We start from the raw sequence: 16,993 nt of genomic DNA on the forward strand, positions 1-16,993 counted from the left end.
TATTCAAGCTGAAAGTCGTCTGTGCGTGACGGGCGTCTCAGCGCTGCAGTCGCCGCAGCCCGTCGAGCACCCCGTCGAGCAGCCGGGACGCGGTGCGGAGCTGGTCGTCGCTGAACCGCCCACGGCGGACGATCGCGCGCACCTCGTCGGCGAACGCCGCGAGCCGGCGGTCGAACTCGTCCCGCGGGTCGTTGCCGGGACGGCTGGTGCCGATCTGCACCTCGAACACCCAGGGACTCTTGCGGGTCTGCTTCGCCGCCTCGCGCAGCTCGCGCTTGAGGTCGCGGGCGGAGCCGCGTACCTCCGCCTGGATCTCGGCCGCCAGGTCGCTCACCGACGTGTTGATGTCCTGTTCGAGGGCGGCCAGCTCGCCGGCCCGCTGGCGCAGCTCGGCCCGGCCGTCCTCGGTGATGGAGTAGGTCTTCCGCCCGCCCGCCGCAGTGTGCGTGACCAGCCCCTCGCTCTCCATCCGGGCGAGCCGGGGATAGATCGTGCCGGCGCTGGGCGCGTAGGTGCCGTGGAACCGGTCGGCCAGCAGCCGGATCAGCTCGTAGCCGTGCTTCGGGCCGTCGTCGAGCAGCTTGAGCAGGTAGAGGCGCAACCGCCCATGGCTGAACACGGCCGTCATTCGGGCGTCTCCCCTTCCGCGTCGACCGGCCGCGCCAGCAACGCGATGCTGCCGGAAACGGTCGTCGCCCAGAGTTTGCCGGTTCCGCGGCCCAACACGCCGCGACTGTCGTGCCGCGCGCCGCGCTGGTGGTGGCCGACCTGTGGGAAGGCGCTGGTGATCGACCCGGACTGGGTGTGCAGGTCGACGGTCAGGTCGGCGTCTTCCCGGACCCGGACCGTGACGCTGCCGGAGGTGGTGTGCAACCGCAGCTCGCGGTGGTGCGGGTTGTCAAGATCACACGTGACCGCGCCGGAGACGGTGGTCATCTCGACCCGGTCGGCGGCGCTGTCGGCGAGGACCAGCTCGCCGGAGACCGTCTTCATGCTCAGGTCGCCGTGGACACCGAGCGCTTCGACCGGTCCGGAGACGACCTTGGCCCGCGTCCGCCCGCCCAGGCCCATCAGCGTGATCCGCCCGGACGTCAGGTCGACCTCGGTGTCCTCGCGGAGACCGGCGGCGACCACGGCGCCGTCGACGAGCCGCAGGTAGGCGGCGGTGGCGTGGGGCACCCCGATGGAGACCTCGACGCGGAACCGGCGGCGGAGCTGCCCGATCCACCACAACACGCCCGGAAAGCGCGGGAGCCGGTTGTGGCGGACGACGAGAGTACGGTCGACCACCTCGACGATCACCGGGGTGCGCCCGGTCCGGGTGATGTCGACCCGCGCGGGGCCGTCGACCCCGACCAGGTTGATCCGGCCGGAGACCAGGTTGACGTCGACGCGGTCGACCGGCGCGTCGATGCCGATCTGGCGCGGCTCCTCGACGACCCATCGTTCGGACACGGCCCACCTCCCAAAGTGCCGCTTGAGCATATCGCGATGTATCGCGTTACACCAGCGCAGCTCTGCATACAGATACGCATCACCCCACGCCGGGGTGATGCGTATCTGTATGCAGAGCAAAGCCGCCTAGGCGGCGAGGGCCAGCGGCACCGGGACCGGGGTCTCCTCGACCGGGGCGGGCAGGAACACCGGCGTGCCGACGGCCGCCTGGGCGACGCGGGCCAGCGACCGGCGGGACGCCGCCGGCTCCGGGTGCAGGGCCGCCGCGACGGAGACCGAGACGACCGGCTTCGGCAGCGCGAGCACGCGGCGCACCGACTCCCACAGGGTCTCTTCGCCGATGAACGACGCTTCGGGACCCCCGTACCGCAGCGTCACCGGGACGATCGTCGCCCCGGCGTCGATCGCGGCCTGGAACATCGCCGGACGGAACGTGCCGACGGACGCCCCGCAGCCGGTCGTGCCCTCCGGGAAGACCGTGACCACCGCTCCGGCGCGCAGCGCGGCCGCCACGTCCGCGACGGTGTCCGGGAGCGTCTTCGGCCGGGCCCGGTCGACGAAGATCGTGCCGCCCGAGGCGGCGAGGGCGCCGAACAGCGGCCAGCGCCGCACCTCGACCTTGGCCAGCATCCGGCCGGGCGCGACCGCGAGCAGCGCGACGATGTCGAGCCAGGAGACGTGGTTGGCGACCACCAGCGCCTTGCCCCGCGGCGCCCGGCCGCGCAGCCGCACCGTGATGCCCAGCGCCGCCAGCGTGAGGCGACCCCAGGCCTGGCCGGCGCGGTCCCGCCCCTTCTCCGTCAGCAACGGGAGGATCGGCACCAGCAGGGCGCCGACGAGCAACGCGCCCAGCAGCCGGACGAAGCGCAGCACCTGGAGCGCCTTCGGCGGCTCGGTCCGCTCGTCGCCGGTCAGCAGGCAGTCGGTGCCGCAGTCGTTCTGCGGACGCCACAGGTTCACTGGTCAACCCCTAGGAAGTGCCGCCGGTAGCGGGGGTCGATCCGGTCCGTGGAGAGCAGCACGTAGAGGTCGGCGCAGTCGAAGTCCGGGTCGTACGCGGGCTCGCCGCAGACCCAGGCGCCCAGCCGCAGATACCCGCGGAGCAGGGGCGGCATGGCCGCGCTCGACGACGCCTCGGCGGGCTGGATCTCCCAGGGGTGGTGGGGGCGGACCCGCATCCGCGGCGGCGACAGGTGCTTGGTGCGGACCTTCTCCCAGACCGCGCCGGCCATCCTGCCGCCGTCGTCCAGCGGGATCGACGCACAGCCGCCCAGCCACCGCTTGTTGTGCAGGTGCAGGTAGCGGGCGATGCCGGCCCACATCAGGTTGATCACGGCTCCGGAGCGGTGCTCGGGCGCCACGCACGACCGGCCGGTCTCGACCAGCGCGTCGCGCAGCGGGTCCAGCGCGGTCAGGTCGAACTCGGTGTCGCCGTAGCGACGTTCGATGCGGCCGGGCAACAGCATCCGGTAGGTGCCGACGATCGCGCCCGACTTGTCGTCGCGGACGATCAGGTGGTCGCAGGCGTCGTCGAACTCGTCGACGTCGTGCCCCGGGACCGTGGTGTGCAGCGTGGCGCCAAGCTCCTCGGCGAACACCTGGTAGCGCAGCCGTTGAGCGGCGGCCACCTGCTTCGCGTCGTCCGCGATCAGCAGGGTGTAGCCGCCGGTCCTGGTCAGGAGGTCCATGCGTTCTGTGTAAGTGTGCCGACTACCACATGCGTGTCGGCCAACGGGTGCGGGGATGTCGATTGCGTGAACGCCGGACCTCGGCCCCTTGTGGGAAGGTGTGCAGGTGGACAGCCGTTCGATGATCATCGCGAGCCGGTTCAACGGGCCGCCGGGCACCGGCAACGGTGGATATTCCGCGGGTACGTTCGCCGTTCTCGCGACCGGCGGCGTTCCCGAGGTCACGCTCGTCAAGCCGCCGCCGCTGGACGTCCCGCTGACGGCCGGCGACGGGTCCGTGATCGACCCGGCGGGCGAGGTGATCGCCGCGGTCCGCGCGGTGCCCACCTTCGAGCCGGTGGCACCGCCGGTCACGCTCGACGCCGCGATCGAGGCGGCGCGGGGTTACGCGGGCTTCGCCGACCATCCGTTCCCCACCTGCTATGTCTGCGGGCCGGAGCGCGCCGACGGGCTGCGGGTCTTCCCGGGCCCGGTCGACGGGGTGGTCGCGGCGCCGTTCACCGCGCCGGCCTCGGTCACCACCGAGACCGTGTGGGCCGCGCTGGACTGCCCCGGCGGCTGGTCGGTGCTCTCGCCCGGCCGGGCGTACGTGCTGGGCCGGATGGCCGCGGTCGTCGGCACCCTGCCGGAGCCGGGCAGCGAGTCGGTCGCGGTCGGGATGCTGGCGTCGACCGAGGGCCGGCGCGCGGCGGTGCACACCGCCCTCTACACGCCGGCCGGCGACCTGCTGGCCCACGCCCGCGCCACCTGGGTGGCGATTTAGGACAGCGGTGGGTCGGACCTCGCCGGTATGGTGTGCGCGTCATCGTCCGGGGGGAGGAGTGAGATGTCCGACGGCCAGATAGTCGTCTCAGGTCTCACCAAGCGCTACAAGAGCCTGCTGGCTGTCGACGACCTGTCGTTTCGCGTAGCTTCGGGCCGGGTCACGGGCTTTCTCGGCCCCAACGGCGCCGGCAAGACCACCACGCTGCGCATGCTGCTCAACCTGGTCACGCCGACCGCGGGCACGGCGACCATCGGCGGGCGGCGCTACGCCGACCTGACCGACCCGCTGCGCACGGTCGGCGCGGTGCTCGAAGCGTCCAGCGCGCACGGCGGCCGCACCGGCCGCAACCACCTGCGGGTGCTCTGCGCCGCCGCGGGCCTGCCCAGCCGCCGCGCCGACGAGGTGCTCGAGCTGGTCGGGCTGTCGCCGGCGGCCAAGCGCAAGTTCAAGGGCTACTCGCTCGGCATGCGCCAGCGGCTGGGCATCGCGGCCGCCATGCTCGGCGACCCGCACGTGCTGATCCTCGACGAGCCGGCCAACGGCCTCGACCCCGAGGGCATCCGCTGGATGCGCAGCTTCCTGCAGGGCCTGGCCCAGCAGGGCCGCACCGTGCTGGTCTCCAGCCACCTGCTCTCCGAGATGGAGCTGCTCGCCGACGACGTCGTGATCATCGCGGCCGGCAAGCTGATCCGGCAGGGGCCGGTCTCCGAGGTGCTCGCCTCGATGACCACCACCGCGCACGTCCGCGTCCGCACCCCGCAGGTCGACGCGCTGACCGCGGCGCTCGCCGGGGTCCCGGGCGCGAGCGTGACCGCCCGGCCCGACGGCGCGCTGCTGGTCACCGGCGTCGAGGCGCCCGCGATCGGCAAGGCGGCCCTGGCCGGCGGTGTCGAGCTGCACGAGCTGACCCCCGAGCGCCCCGACCTCGAAGGCGTGTTCCTGGAGCTCACGGCCGGAAAGGCGGGCATCCGATGAGGCTGGTCAAGGCCGAGGTGGTCAAGCTCCTGACCACCAACACCTGGTGGCTGTTCGCGCTGGGCGCGCTGGTCACCTGGGCGGCGACGTTCGCCCTCAACGCGACCGTCGCCCACTTCACGATGGGCGCCAGCGCCCCCCAGGACGTCTCGGCCGAGGACGCGGCCAACTTCGCGGTGGTCAGCGACCAGATCTACCAGGCGGCCAACCTCTACACATCGGGCCAGTTCTTCGGCCTGCTGTTCGTGGTGCTGCTCGGCATCGTGATGGTGACGAGCGAGTTCTACCACCAGACGGCGACATCGACGTTCCTGACGACACCGCACCGCACCGCGGTGATCAGCGCCAAGCTGGTCGTCGCGGCGGTCGCCGGCCTGCTCTTCTGGCTGTTCACCACGGCGCTCAACATCCCAGCCACGATGATCTTCCTCGGTGCCGAGGACCTGCCGACCCACCTGGGCGACAGCATCGTGCAGCGGGCGCTCCTGCTCAACGGCCTCGCCTACCTGCTGTGGGGCATCCTCGGCGTCGGCATCGGCGTGCTCATCCGCAGCCAGATCGCGGCGACCGTCACCTCGGTGCTGGCCTACCTGCTCGGCACGGCCCTGATCGGCGTCCTGTTCACCCTGCTGGCGGGCTGGCTCGACCAGGACTGGATCGAGAAGATCCAATACGGCCTGCCCTCGGTCGCCTCAGGCCTGATGGTCGCGGGCCGCAACCTGCCCAACCAGCCCGACTACTGGGTCGGCGCGGTGGTCCTCATCGTCTGGGCGGTCGTCACGGGCACGATCGGCACCCTCATCACGCGTAGGCGCGACATCTCCTAACAACCATTCTGCGTTCTTACCTGTGAGACGTGACACGGACGGACGTCGGCGACGGTCGTCCATGTCGCGCGGCGTAGCCTTGGAAATGTCTTCTCACACATACACACAGCGCGCGGAAGAGGCGATTACCGGCCGTGTCGAGCCAGCAGACATCCGATAACCCACTGGCGGGTTTCGGCCCCAATGAGTGGATTGTCGACGAGATGTATCAGCGCTATCTCGCGGATCCGACGAGCGTAGACCCGGCGTGGCACGACTTCTTCGCCGACTACCGGCCAGAGAGCGACGGGACGTCGCCCACCCAGGCCGCCGCGGCGACGGCGCAGCAGAGCGCCGCCCGCGCCGGCACCGACGCCCCCGGCGCCCCCTCCTCCCCGGAGCCCCGCGCGACGGCCGCGAAGGCCGCCGCCCCGGCAACCGCGAAGAGTGACGGCAAGGTGCAAACCCCCGCGAAGACCACCAAGGCCCCGGCGCAGCCCACCCCCGCCGCCCCGGCCAAGGCGAAGGCACCCACCCCCGCCCCCGCCAAGGACGCGGCGCCGGCGACCGAGAAGACCGCCGAGACCACTCCCCTGCGCGGCGTGGCTGCCCGCATCGTGCAGAACATGGACGCCTCGCTCGCGGTGCCGACCGCGACCAGCGTCCGCGCCGTGCCGGCGAAGCTCCTCGTCGACAACCGCATCGTCATCAACAACCACCTGGCCCGCGGCCGTGGTGGCAAGGTCAGCTTCACCCACCTGATCGGCTGGGCGATGGTCCGCGCGCTGCGCGCGAACTCCGAGATGAACAACTCGTTCACCGAGGTCGGCGGCAAGCCCGCGGTCGTGCAGCCCGCGCACGTCAACCTCGGCATCGCGATCGACCTCAAGCGCCCCGACGGCACCCGCTCGCTGGTCGTGCCGTCGATCAAGGCCGCCGAGACGATGGACTTCCGAGGCTTCTGGCAGGCCTACGAGGACATCGTGCGGCGGGCCCGGCGCAACGAGCTGACCATGGACGACTACGCCGGCACGACGATCTCGCTGACCAACCCGGGCGGCATCGGCACCGTGCACTCCCAGCCACGGCTGATGGTCGGGCAGGGCACGATCATCGGCGTCGGTGCCATGGAGTACCCGGCGCCGTACGCCGGGATGTCCGAGGAGAAGCTCGCCGATCTCGCTGTCAGCAAGATCATCACGCTGACCAGCACCTACGACCACCGGATCATCCAGGGCGCGCAGTCCGGCGAGTTCCTCAAGACGATCCACGAGCTGGTCCTGGGCGAGCACGGCTTCTACGACCAGATCTTCACCTCGCTGCGCATCCCCTACGAGCCGGTCCGCTGGATGCGCGACGTCGCGGTCAGCTCCGAGGGCGCGATCGACAAGACCGCGCGGGTGATCGAGCTGATCCACGCGTACCGCGTGCGCGGCCACCTGATGGCCGACACCGACCCGCTCGAGTTCAAGATGCGCAAGCACCCCGACCTCGACGTGCTCGAGCACGACCTGACCCTGTGGGACCTCGACCGCAGCTTCCCGGTCGGCGGCTTCGCCGGCAAGCAGACGATGAAGCTGCGCGACATCCTCGGCGTGCTGCGCGACAGCTACTGCCGCCGGGTCGGCGTCGAATACATGCACATCCAGGACCCGGAAGAGCGGCGCTGGATCCAGGAGCGCATAGAGCGCAAGTACGAGAAGCCTGGTGTCGAGGAGCAGAAGCACATCCTCAACCGGCTCAACGCGGCCGAGGCGTTCGAGACCTTCCTGCAGACGAAGTACGTCGGCCAGAAGCGGTTCTCGCTCGAGGGCGGCGAGTCGCTGATCCCGCTGCTCGACGAGGTGCTGCAGACCGCGGCCGAGGGCGACCTCGACGAGGTCGTGATCGGCATGGCGCACCGCGGCCGGCTCAACGTGCTGGCCAACATCGTCGGCAAGCCGTACGAGAAGATCTTCTCCGAGTTCGAGGGCCACATCGACCCGAAGTCGGCGCACGGCTCGGGCGACGTGAAATACCACCTCGGCCAGAACGGCAAGTTCACGACGCCCGACGGCGAGCACGCGATCAGCGTCTCGGTGACCGCCAACCCGTCGCACCTCGAGGCCGTCGACCCGGTGATGGAGGGCATCGTCCGGGCCAAGCAGGACCGCATCGACCTCAAGCTCGAGGGCTACACCGTCCTGCCGCTGGCCATCCACGGTGACGCCGCGTTCGCAGGCCAGGGCGTGGTCGCGGAGACGCTCAACCTCTCCCAGCTGCGCGGCTACCGCACCGGCGGCACCGTGCACGTGGTGGTCAACAACCAGGTCGGCTTCACCACCGCGCCGGAATACTCGCGCTCGTCGCTCTACTCGACCGACGTCGCCCGGATGATCCAGGCGCCGATCTTCCACGTGAACGGCGACGACCCCGAGGCCGTCGTCCGGGTCGCCCGGCTGGCGTTCGAATACCGCCAGGCGTTCAACAAGGACGTGGTGATCGACCTGGTCTGCTACCGGCGGCGCGGCCACAACGAGGGCGACGACCCCTCGATGACCAACCCGCTGATGTACGCGATCATCGACCAGAAGCGCTCGGTCCGGAAGCTCTACACCGAGGAGCTGATCGGCCGCGGCGACATCACCGTCGACGACGCCGAGGAGCTGCTCCGCGACTACCAGTCCCAGCTCGAGCAGGTGTTCAAGGCGACCCGCGACGCGGCCGCCACCGGCACCCGCCCCGCCCGGACCCGCACGCTCGAGCCCGAGCCCGCGGTGGAGACCGCGGCCACGATCGAGGCGGTGCGCGCGGTCGGCGACGCCCACGTCAACCTGCCGGAGGGCTTTACCCCGCACAAGCGGCTCCAGCAGCTGCTCGACCGGCGGCACAAGATGTCCGTCGAGGGCAACATCGACTGGGGCTTCGGCGAGCTCATCGCGCTCGGCACGCTGCTCGCCGACGGGATCACCGTCCGGCTGGCGGGCCAGGACTCGCGCCGTGGCACGTTCGTGCAGCGGCACGCCTCCGTCGTCGACGCGAGCACCGGCAAGGACTTCCTCCCGCTGGCCACGCTGGCGAAGGATCGCGCCCGGTTCTTCGTACATGACTCGCTCCTGTCCGAATATGCCGCGATGGGCTTCGAGTACGGCTACTCGGTGGAGAACCGCGAAGCGCTCGTGCTCTGGGAGGCGCAGTTCGGCGACTTCGCCAACGGCGCCCAGTCGGTGGCCGACGAGTTCATCAGCTCGGGCGAGGTCAAGTGGGGCCAGCAGTCGGCGCTGACGCTGCTGCTCCCGCACGGCCACGAGGGCCAGGGCCCCGACCACACCTCGGGGCGGCCCGAGCGCTGGCTGCAGATGGCGGCCGAGGACAACATCCGCGTGGCCATCCCGACCACGCCGGCGAACTACTTCCACCTGCTGCGCCGCCAGGCCCTGTCGCCGAAGCGCAAGCCGCTGATCGTGTTCACGCCGAAGTCGCTGCTGCGGCACAAGCTGGTCGTCTCGTCGGTCGAGGACTTCACCACTGGTACGTTCCAGCCGGTCATCCCCGACACCAGCGGGCTTGACCCGGCGCGCGTGCGGCGGGTGCTGCTCTGCTCGGGCAAGGTCTACTACGACCTGGTCCAGGCCCGCACCGAGCGGAAGATCACCGACACGGCGCTGATCCGCGTGGAGCAGCTCTACCCGCTGCCGATCGACGAGCTGAAGACCGCGCTGGCGCAGTTCCCGAACGCGGTCGACTTCGCCTGGGTCCAGGAGGAGCCGGCCAACCAGGGTGCCTGGTCGTTCGTGGCCCTCAACCTGCTCGAGCACCTCGAGGGCGTCCGGCTGCGGCGCATCTCCCGCCCGGCCGCCGCGGCGCCCGCGGTGGGCTCGACGAAGCTGCACGACGCGGAGCAGCACGCGCTGGTCGAGGCGGCGCTGCCGCGGCTTCCGGAGTAGCCTCCCGCAGGACTTTCGGTCTTGACCTGCGCTGACCGGAGGTCCAGGCGCCTGAGGAGAAAACATGTACTTCACGGATCGTGGCATCGAGGAGTTGATCGAGCGCCGGGGTGCGGAGACGGTGTCGCTGGAGTGGGTCGCCGACCGGCTCCGCGACTTCGTCGACGACAACCCGGAGTTCGAGACGCCGATGGAGCGCTTCGCGACGTGGCTGGCGCGCCTCGACGACGAGGACGACGACTAGAAGATCACTGCGCCCCCTCCCACTGGACCTTCGGTCTTGATCTGCGCCGACCGGAGGTCCAGGCGCCTTAGGAAACGCAGCCCACCTCGGTAGGTTGGGTCCGTGGGGCGCAGTGTCTATATCGCGGGTTTCGGTGAAGGTGGCGGCAAGTCGACGGTGGCGCTCGGCATCGCCGAGTTGCTGTCGCGGCAGGTGGGCCAGATCGGGGCGTTCCGTCCGCTGGTGACGTACCCCGGCCATGATCCGATCCTGGACCTGCTCCGGCGGCGCTATGCGATCTCACTGCCCGCGGCCGACCTGCACGGCGCGACCTACGCGGAGGCGGCCGCCCTGGTCGCCGCCGGGCGCCGGGAGGAGCTGATCTCCCAGATCGTCGAGCGCTACCGGGCCGTCGAGCGCCAGGTGCCGGCGATGGTCGTGATCGGCAGCGACCTGGAGGACAGCGACGACCCGCGCCAGCTCGGCTTCAACACGCGGCTGGCGACGGAGCTGGGCAGCGTGGCCGTCGCGGTCGTCGACGGGCAGACCGACGACCCGGCGTCCGCGATGAGCACCGCGTACCACAGCCTCACCGACCTCGGCGCCACCGTGCTCACGGTGATCGCCAACCGCGCGCCGGCCGGGGTCGTGCCACCGACGCTGCCGGTGCCCGCCTACGTGATCCCCGAGGTGCCCACGGTCTCGGCGCCGACCATCGGCGAGGTGGCCACCGCGCTCGGCGCGACGGTGCTCTCCGGCGACACCGCCGCCCTCGACCGCGACGTGCTCGACCTGGTGGTCGGCGGCGCGCATGTGCCGGCGTTCCTCGACCACCTGACCGACGGCTGCCTGGTGATCACCCCGGGCGACCGCGCGGATCTGATCGTCGCCGCGCTGAGCGCGCACGCGAGCGGCCTGGTCGCGGTGGCCGGGCTGATGCTCACGCTCGGCGAGCGCCCGGACCCGCGCGTGCTGCGGCTGATCGACAAGCTCGACGCCGGCCTCGCGGTGCTCGCGGTCGAGTCCGACAGCTACCACACCGTCTCCGCGGCGGGCCGGATCGAGGGCCGTCCGAGCGCGACCAGCCCGCGCAAGGTGGAGGCCGCGCTGGGCGCCTTCGAGTCGCATGTGGACACCGCGGCGCTGGCCTCGCGCCTGCAGGTGGCCCGCTCGTCGCGGGTGACGCCGCTGATGTTCGAGTACGACCTGATCGACCGCGCCCGCTCGGCCCGCCGGCGGCTCGTGCTGCCGGAGGGCGCCGAGGAGCGGATCCTGCGGGCCGCCGAGATCCTGCTGCGCCGCGGCGTCGCCGATCTGACCCTGCTCGGGGCCAAGGACGAGATCGCCCGCCGGGTACGCGAGATCGGCGTCGACATCTCCGGCGCCACGGTGGTCGACCCGGCGACGTCGCCGTGGCGGGACGAGTTCGCGAGCACGTACGCCAGGCTCCGCTCCCACAAGGGCGTCACGCTGGACCTGGCCCACGACGTGGTGGCGGACCCGAACTACTTCGGCACCCTGATGGTCCTCGCGGGCCAGGCCGACGGCATGGTCTCGGGCGCGACGCACACGACGGCGGCGACGATCCGCCCGGCGTTCGAGGTCATCAAGACGGTGCCCGGCGTCTCGGTCGCGTCGAGCGTGTTCTTCATGCTGCTGGCCGACCGGGTGCTGGTCTACGGCGACTGCGCGGTCAACCCCGACCCGGACGCCGCACAACTGGCGGACATCGCTTTGTCCAGCGCGGACACGGCGGCCGCGTTCGGCATCGAGCCACGCGTGGCGATGCTGTCCTACTCCACCGGCACGAGCGGCGCGGGCGCCGACGTCGACAAGGTGGCCGAGGCGACGGCACTGGTCCGGGAACGCCGGCCGGACCTGCCGGTCGAAGGGCCGATCCAGTACGACGCGGCGATCGACGCCGAGGTGGCGGCCACGAAGCTGCCGGACAGCGCGGTCGCGGGCCGGGCGACGGTGTTCATCTTCCCGGACCTGAACACGGGCAACAACACGTACAAGGCGGTCCAGCGCTCGGCGGGCGCGGTCGCGGTGGGCCCGGTGATGCAGGGCCTGCGGCGCCCCGTCAACGACCTCTCCCGCGGCGCGACGGTTAAGGACATCGTCAACACGGTCGCCATCACCGCCATCCAGGCAGCGGCCCGATGACCCGCGTGCTCGTCCTCAACTGCGGCTCGTCATCCGTGAAGTACCGGCTGCTCGACGTGCCGCCCGGCGGTGTCGACGAGGTCGAGCCCGTGGTCGTCGCCAGCGGGACCGTCGAGCGCATCGGCGAGGACGTGCCGGACGCGCCACGGGACCATGCCGAGGCCCTGGCCGGTGCCATGGCCGGCCTCCCGTTGGACGGGTTGACCGCCGTCGGGCACCGGGTTGTCCATGGTGGACTGACGTTCACCGCGCCGGCCCTGATCGACGACACCGTGATCGGGGCGATCAGGGAGCTCGTCCCGTTGGCGCCCCTGCACAACCCGGCCAACCTCGCGGGCATCGAGGTCGCTCGCGAGCTGCTGCCGGGCGTACCTCAGGTGGCCGTCTTCGACACCGCCTTCCACCGCACGCTCTCCCGCGCCGCGAGCACGTACGCGATCAATGTCGAGACGGCCGAGCGGTACGGGATCCACCGGTACGGCTTCCATGGCACCTCGCACGCGATCGTCTCGCGTCGCACGGCCGCCCTCCTGGAACGGCCGCTCGCCGAGGTCAACACGATCACGCTGCATCTCGGCAACGGCGCCAGTGCCTGCGCCGTCGAGGGCGGGCGCAGCGTCGCCACCTCGATGGGCCTGTCACCGCTCGAGGGGCTGGTGATGGGCACCCGCAGCGGCGACCTGGACCCGGCGATCATCTTCCACCTGCACCGGGTGGCGGGCATGCCGATCGAGGAGATCGACGAGCTGCTCAACCGGCGCAGCGGGCTGCTCGGCCTGGCGGGGGTCAACGACATGCGCGGCCTGCTCGCCCGGCGCGCGGCCGGCGACCGGGCGGCGGCGCTGGCGTTCGAGATCTACTGCCGGCGGATCCGCTCCTATGTGGGCGCCTACTACGCCGAACTGGGCCGCCTCGACGCGATCACGTTCACCGCCGGCGTCGGCGAGAACGCCCCGGCCGTGCGGGCGGCGGCGCTGGCCGGCCTGGACCGGCTCGGCATCGAGGTGGACCCGGCCCGCAACGACACACCCGACCGCGGGGCGCGCGTGATCTCACCGCCGGGCACGCCGGTGGCGGTGTGTGTGGTGCCGACGGACGAGGAGTGGGAGATCGCCGGCCAGACGCTGGGCGTCGTGGGCCGCGCGGCTAGCTGAGTGCGAACACCAGCACGAGGATGATCACGACCGCGGCGGCGACGAGGCCCCCGATGATCAGCGGCAGGCGGTTGTTGGGGGCGGCGGGGGTGGCGCTGGGGCCGGCGGCTTCCTCGCGGGCCGTGAAGGCGCGGAAGGCCTCCGTGTTGCCGCTCGGGTCCCGGTAGTCGTCAGACATGCCGACGACCATAGCGAACCGGTTCGACCGCCCCAAACACCAGAAAGGCTGACGTCTGTCCGGTTCACAGCACTTACCGTGTGCTCATGGGGGGAAGGCGATCAGTGCTCGCATTACTCGCCTTGCTGCTCCTATTCGCAATCTCCGCTTTTGTCCCATCGGTGGCCGCCGCACCGGGCGACACGTCCGCGGCCGCTCCCGGTGCGTACCCGGTCGGCGTCCGGATCCTGGCCTTCGACCGCGGCCCGGGCCGCCCGCTGCCGACGACGGTCTGGTACCCGGCCGGCCCCTCCGCCGGCCACCCGGGCACCGGCACGGTCGCCCGCGACGCGGAGGTCGCCGCCGGCCGGTTCCCGCTGGTGATCTTCAGCCACGGCCTGCAGAGCCGGCCGGAGGACCACGTGCAGATGACCACCCGCTGGGCGGCCGCCGGCTTCGTGGTGATCGCGCCGGCGTACCCGTACACCAGGAAGAACGCCCCCGGCTACACGCGCAACGACCTGGTCAACCAGCCCGCCGACGCGTGGGCGGTGGTCACGGGGGTGAGCCGCCTCGACGGCACGCCGGGCGACCTGTTCGCCGGCCACCTCGACACGAGCGACGTGGTGGCGGCGGGCCATTCCGGCGGCGCGTACACGGCGGCCGCGATGTTCACCCGCGGGCACTCGGCCCGCCTGCGCGGCGCGATCGTGATCGCCGGCGCCCGCCCACGCTTCGAGTTCGGCGGCCCACCGGCCGCGATGCTCTTCATCCACGGCGACGCTGACCCGACGGTCCCCTACAGCACGGGCCGGTCGGTCTACGCGCGCGTCCCGTGGGACAAGGGCTTCCTGACGCTGCACGGCCTCAACCACGGTTCCTACCTGAGCCCGGGCCGGGCCGGGTTCAATGAGGTCATGACGTCGACCACGGACTTCCTACGCTGGCGCCTCGACGGCGACAAGCACGCCCGCTGCGCCCCGGGCCCCCTGCGCAGCGCGTTCGGCCCCGACAAGTCCCTGTGCGGATGAGGCGGGACTCCTCGTCGGGTCGCTCGAAACGGTTCGGTGCAGGCCGTCGTTGGTTCTTGATCGGCTTGCCCGGGTCCGCAGTGGGCGCGACCATCGCTCCCGCCGGACACCGCTCGCTCCGCGTCGCTGCCAGGTCCGCGGCGGGTCCCGCTCCGTCAACCCGGCACACCATCGTGGCGGCGGGGTCCCGCCGGCGGGGGTGGCGGGCCGGCCTGGTCGCTCTGAGCATGTGTGGGGCGGCGCTGGTCGCGGGATGCGGCATCACGGCGGCGCCGCAGGCTCCGGCCTTCCGCACGCCCGCCCCCGCGCCGAGCAGCACGGCCGCCGCAGCGCCGAAGGTGGCCGGGACCGCGCCCGCCAGGAGCTTCGAGGTGGCGGTGCGGGAGATGGCGTTCACCCGGCAAGGGCGCACGCTCGAGACCACCGTCTACTACCCGCAGGGCGCCGGGCGTTTCCCGGTCGTGTTGTTCAGTCACGGGCTCGGTGGGCGGCCGGCCGACTACGCACCCTTGTTGGAGAAATGGGCGGCCGCCGGGTTCGTCGTGGCCGCGCCCGCTTATCCGCACACCAACGGCGACGCCAGCGACTACGACGTGCTCGACGTCGTCAACCAGCCCGCCGACGCCTCGTACGTGATCGGAAGGGTGCTCGCCCTCGACGGGAAACGGGGTGACCGGTTCTTCGGCCAACTCGCCACCGACCGGGTCGCGGCAGCCGGGCACTCGGCCGGTGGGATCACCACCGTCGGGCTGTTCACGCTTGCCCGTGACGTGCGGCTCGACGCCGGGATCGTGCTCTCCGGGAGCGCGCTCGGTGCCGGCACGGGCTACCGGGGTGCGGCCGCGCCCATGCTCTTCGTGCACGGTGAGCGCGACGAGACCGTCTCCTACGCCTCCGGCAAGGCCGCGTACGACGCCGTGCCCTGGCCCAAGGCCTTCCTGTCCTTCCCCAAGGGCGACCACGGCACCACCCTGCTGCGGGACGGCGGCGCCTCGTTCCAGGTCCTCGCCGGGACGACCACCGAGTTCCTGCGCTTCACGCTCTACGGCGACCCGAAGGCCAGGTCCCGGATCCCCACCGCCGCCGCGAGCGACGACGTGGCCACGCTCGACGACCGCCTGTAGGCGCGGAACGGCGGGGTCCGATGTGGACCCCGCCGCGCGCGCTGGAAAGCCGCTACCTGACCGGCTTGCGGTTGTCGGCGAACAGGTTCGTGCTGTTCTGCCAGCTGAGGCCGGACTGGGTCGGGCGGGCGATCACGCCGTACCGGAAGTCGCGGCCGAACAGGTTGTCCCGGAACACGATGCCCGAGGCGTTGAGGTCCTCGCGCACACCGATCGAGTAGTTGCCGCCGTTGCAGTAGTTCTGCTCGTACAGCAGGTTGGTGACGCTCGGTCCCGTCGTCGACCCGATCATCAGGCAGGCGTTGAACGGGTCCTTGGTGTTCGGGTTGTACGCCTCGATGGTGTTGTGCCGGACCACGATGTTGCGGCCCGCCGTGGTCTGCATCGCGTCGTTGTGCGAGCCGTCCGCCCGGGTCAGGTGGTGGATCCAGGAGTCGATGACCTGGCTGTTGTCGCCCAGCCGCGGGCCGTCGATCGTGTTGAAGATCTCCACCTTCTTGAGCGTGTAGCCGCCGCAGCAGACCGTCGCCGAGTTCTTGCCCTGGCCGTCGATGGTGACGTTCTCGACGAGCAGGTTGGCGCTGGCGTCGCTCACCCGGATCGAGTAGTTGCTGCCACACGTGATCTTCGAGTTGCGGATGGTCACGTTCTTGGCGGTGACCGTCACACAGCCCTTGATGTCGAGGCCGCTGACCACCTGGCCCGCCTTGGACAGGGTCATCCCGCCCGAGGACTTGAGCGCGGTGCCGTCCGGCACGCCCGTGTTGCCCGGTCCGGGGAACGAGCTCGGGATGCCCGGACCCTGGCCCCCGCCCGCCGGCGGCGGGTCGACCGGCTTGGTCGGCTTCGCGGGCGGCTTGGCGGTCGCCGTGGGCGTCGGTGTCGCGCTGGGCGTCGCGGTCGGGGTCGGCGACGTCGTCGGGGTCGTCGGCGTGGTGGGCTCGCTCGGCGCCGCTACGCCGCCGTCGACGTTGACCTTCTGCCCGTTCCACGTCGAGTCGATGATCGTCGCGGGAGCGGCGTCGCTGTACATGAAGCCGTTGCGGCATCCCTGCAGGTCAACCCGTACGGCGGTGTAGTTGCCGAATACGACCCCGTTGGTCTTGCCGCTCTCGCAGAAGATCTTCGTGTCTTCAATGCGCGTGCCGTCGGCGCCTTCGTACACCCGGAGAGAGTGATAGCCCCCGTAGCGAATCGTGGTATTCCGGATGGTTACGTTGTCTGCCTTTACGTACAGATAACCGTTGATCGTCTGCCCGTCGATCACTGTGCCCGGCTTTGTCACCGTGACGGACCCGGACTTCGCGACCGCCACTCCGACGCCTGCCGCGCCGAGAGCGAGCGTGGTCAGCGCCACCAGCAGAGCGCGCCCCGGCCGCCGGAAGCCGAAACGCCTTCCGGTGGTGCGCGGTGCTCGTCGGGTGCCTTTGTGGGCTGCCGAAAACATCGAGATCTGACTCCTTTGAAGAGCTTTCCGTGGGTGCCACCGCGGAACGGGCCCGACTTTACCGGCCTGACGAGA

At 71.2% G+C, this 16,993-nt stretch carries 15 protein-coding genes; 9 read left to right on the forward strand and 6 right to left on the reverse strand.

Features of this window, described 5'->3' with window-relative positions:
• Positions 1 to 37: 37 nt before the first annotated feature.
• The 4 genes from AB0H87_RS04645 to AB0H87_RS04660 form a co-directional block, all read right to left on the reverse strand.
• Positions 38 to 628 carry a PadR family transcriptional regulator gene (locus AB0H87_RS04645; RefSeq protein ID WP_360139579.1) on the reverse strand — a complete coding sequence of 197 codons (591 nt, stop codon included), beginning with the start codon at positions 626 to 628 and terminating at the stop codon, positions 38 to 40.
• Complete coding sequence (locus tag AB0H87_RS04650; RefSeq protein WP_360139582.1) at positions 625 to 1,455, reverse strand: DUF4097 family beta strand repeat-containing protein; 831 nt, start codon at positions 1,453 to 1,455, stop codon at positions 625 to 627. The genes AB0H87_RS04645 and AB0H87_RS04650 overlap by 4 nt, the downstream gene beginning before the upstream one ends.
• Before the next feature lie 126 nt (positions 1,456 to 1,581).
• Complete coding sequence (locus AB0H87_RS04655) at positions 1,582 to 2,415, reverse strand: lysophospholipid acyltransferase family protein (protein ID WP_360139585.1); 834 nt, start codon at positions 2,413 to 2,415, stop codon at positions 1,582 to 1,584.
• Entirely contained in the window at positions 2,412 to 3,143 is a 732-nt protein-coding gene (locus tag AB0H87_RS04660; protein WP_360139588.1) for a GNAT family N-acyltransferase, read from the reverse strand. Before AB0H87_RS04660 ends, AB0H87_RS04655 begins: the two co-directional genes overlap by 4 nt.
• Before the next feature lie 121 nt (positions 3,144 to 3,264).
• On the opposite strand from AB0H87_RS04660, the gene AB0H87_RS04665 reads away from it, so the two are divergent.
• The 7 genes from AB0H87_RS04665 (at position 3,265) to AB0H87_RS04695 (ending at position 13,159) form a co-directional block, all read left to right on the forward strand.
• Positions 3,265 to 3,906, forward strand: a complete 642-nt coding sequence (locus tag AB0H87_RS04665) for a hypothetical protein (protein WP_360139666.1) — start codon at positions 3,265 to 3,267, stop codon at positions 3,904 to 3,906.
• A 63-nt stretch (positions 3,907 to 3,969) separates the two neighbouring features.
• Entirely contained in the window at positions 3,970 to 4,884 is a 915-nt protein-coding gene (locus AB0H87_RS04670; protein ID WP_360139591.1) for an ABC transporter ATP-binding protein, read from the forward strand.
• Positions 4,881 to 5,711, forward strand: a complete 831-nt coding sequence (locus AB0H87_RS04675) for an ABC transporter permease (RefSeq protein ID WP_360139594.1) — start codon at positions 4,881 to 4,883, stop codon at positions 5,709 to 5,711. The genes AB0H87_RS04670 and AB0H87_RS04675 overlap by 4 nt, the downstream gene beginning before the upstream one ends.
• 134 nt (positions 5,712 to 5,845) lie before the next feature.
• The gene (locus AB0H87_RS04680; RefSeq protein WP_360139598.1) at positions 5,846 to 9,616 is read left to right on the forward strand and encodes a multifunctional oxoglutarate decarboxylase/oxoglutarate dehydrogenase thiamine pyrophosphate-binding subunit/dihydrolipoyllysine-residue succinyltransferase subunit; all 3,771 of its coding nucleotides are present in this window, start codon (positions 5,846 to 5,848) and stop codon (positions 9,614 to 9,616) included.
• Positions 9,617 to 9,680: 64 nt separating this feature from the next.
• Positions 9,681 to 9,860: a DUF6104 family protein gene (locus AB0H87_RS04685; protein ID WP_360139601.1), complete on the forward strand. Its 180-nt coding sequence runs from the start codon at positions 9,681 to 9,683 to the stop codon at positions 9,858 to 9,860.
• 102 nt (positions 9,861 to 9,962) lie between these two features.
• Entirely contained in the window at positions 9,963 to 12,005 is a 2,043-nt protein-coding gene (pta, locus tag AB0H87_RS04690; protein WP_360139604.1) for a phosphate acetyltransferase, read from the forward strand.
• Complete coding sequence (locus tag AB0H87_RS04695; RefSeq protein WP_360139607.1) at positions 12,002 to 13,159, forward strand: acetate kinase; 1,158 nt, start codon at positions 12,002 to 12,004, stop codon at positions 13,157 to 13,159. Before pta ends, AB0H87_RS04695 begins: the two co-directional genes overlap by 4 nt.
• Here the strand turns inward: AB0H87_RS04695 and AB0H87_RS04700 are convergent.
• Positions 13,152 to 13,337, reverse strand: coding sequence for a hypothetical protein (locus AB0H87_RS04700; protein ID WP_360139610.1), 186 nt, complete (start codon positions 13,335 to 13,337; stop codon positions 13,152 to 13,154). The two genes, AB0H87_RS04695 and AB0H87_RS04700, sit on opposite strands and share 8 nt — an antisense overlap.
• A gap of 161 nt (positions 13,338 to 13,498) precedes the next feature.
• Here AB0H87_RS04700 and AB0H87_RS04705 point away from each other — a divergent pair, with 161 nt between their 5' ends.
• A complete protein-coding gene (locus AB0H87_RS04705) occupies positions 13,499 to 14,347 on the forward strand; it encodes an alpha/beta hydrolase (protein ID WP_360139613.1) in 849 nt (282 codons plus the stop codon).
• Between the two features lie 227 nt (positions 14,348 to 14,574).
• Complete coding sequence (locus AB0H87_RS04710; protein ID WP_360139616.1) at positions 14,575 to 15,471, forward strand: chlorophyllase; 897 nt, start codon at positions 14,575 to 14,577, stop codon at positions 15,469 to 15,471.
• 52 nt (positions 15,472 to 15,523) lie between these two features.
• Here AB0H87_RS04710 and AB0H87_RS04715 read toward each other — a convergent pair whose 3' ends face one another.
• Positions 15,524 to 16,636, reverse strand: coding sequence for a hypothetical protein (locus tag AB0H87_RS04715; protein WP_360139619.1), 1,113 nt, complete (start codon positions 16,634 to 16,636; stop codon positions 15,524 to 15,526).
• Positions 16,637 to 16,993 lie beyond the last annotated feature (357 nt).

Source organism: Asanoa sp. NPDC050611, from assembly GCF_040654855.1.
Taxonomy (GTDB): Bacteria; Actinomycetota; Actinomycetes; order Mycobacteriales; family Micromonosporaceae; genus Asanoa.